The organism is Brachybacterium alimentarium (assembly GCF_002332425.1).
In the GTDB taxonomy this organism is placed as follows: domain Bacteria; phylum Actinomycetota; class Actinomycetes; order Actinomycetales; family Dermabacteraceae; genus Brachybacterium; species Brachybacterium alimentarium.
Genome location: NZ_NRGS01000052.1, coordinates 1 through 1,287, shown reverse-complemented (window position 1 = coordinate 1,287; position 1,287 = coordinate 1). Strand labels below are relative to the sequence as shown.

Sequence of the window (1,287 nt, the reverse complement as noted above, 5' to 3'; positions counted from 1 at the left end):
TGCGGGGATAGACGTCGAGGTCTCCCGATGATGGAAGTTCTGACGCTCGCCATCTGGAAGACCTCGACATGCCCCACGCTACCTTCTCGTCCCCTGATCTCGATGCCTTCTGCGGCCTGGACGGGCTCGGCCTCACAGCCACCGGCCAGCACATCGAGACGGGCCAGGCAGTTCTGGAGTGCCGGGTCCTCGCGGACGATCAGTGGTGCCATCGCTGCGGCCAGGCCGGAGTTCCTCGCGGCACGGTCCTCAGGACGATCGTGCACGTCCCCCTCGGCTGGCGACCGACGATGCTGCAGGTCAGAGTGCGTCGCTACCGCTGCCCGGACTGCTGCACCGTGTGGCGTCAGGACACCACAGCCGCTGCCGCGTCCCGCACGAAGCTGTCGCGCAACGCGGTCTTCTGGGCACTCAAGAGCGTGGTCATCGACCGGATGTCGATCGCGCGGGTCGCCGAGAACCTCGGCACCGCCTGGCACACCGTGAACGACGCTGTCCTCGAAGCCGGCTCCGAGCTCCTGATCAACGATCCTGCCCGGTTCGAGGGGGTCCGGGTCCTCGGCGTGGACGAGCACGTCTGGTCCCACACCAGAGGCGGTAACAAGTACGTCACCGTGATCATCGACCTGACCCCGGTCCGCGATGGCACCGGAGCCTCGAGGCTGCTGGACATGGTCCCCGGCCGTTCGAAGAAGGTGCTCAAGACCTGGCTCGACCAGCAGGAACAGGGCTTCCGCGACCGGATCGAGACCGTGGCGATGGATGGGTTCACCGGTTTCAAGACCGCCGCTGCGGAAGAGATCCCGCAGGCCGTCGCGGTGATGGATCCGTTCCACGTCGTCGCCCTGGCCGGTGACGCACTGGACCGCTGCCGGCAACGGATCCAGCAGACCACCTGCGGGCATCGTGGCCGATCCGGGGATCCTCTCTACGGGATCCGCCGAGTCCTCCGCACCGGCGCAGATCTCCTGACCGATCGCCAGTGCGGCCGCCTGAGCAGCGTGTTCGCCGCAGACGAGCACGCCGCAGTGGAGGCGACCTGGGGCATCTACCAGCGGATCGTCCAGGCATACCGCAATCCCGATCGCGTTGCCGCCAAGCAGCAACTCACCGCCGTGATCCAGGACCTCGCCGGCAACGTTCCAGCCTCGCTGACCGAGGTCATCACGCTCGGCCGCACTCTGAAACGCCGGGCCGGGGACGTGCTGGCCTACTTCGACCGGCCCGGCACCAGCAACGGCCCAACAGAGGCCATCAATGGCCGCCTCGAGCACCTCCGTGGCACCG

General features: G+C 67.4%; 1 protein-coding gene. It reads left to right on the top strand.

What is annotated here, in order from left to right; translation table 11 throughout:
• Positions 1 to 68 precede the first annotated feature (68 nt).
• Positions 69 to 1,287 (top strand): ISL3-like element ISAar39 family transposase (locus CIK71_RS17145; RefSeq protein ID WP_096166883.1); only part of this gene is annotated, 1,219 nt, incomplete at its 3' end.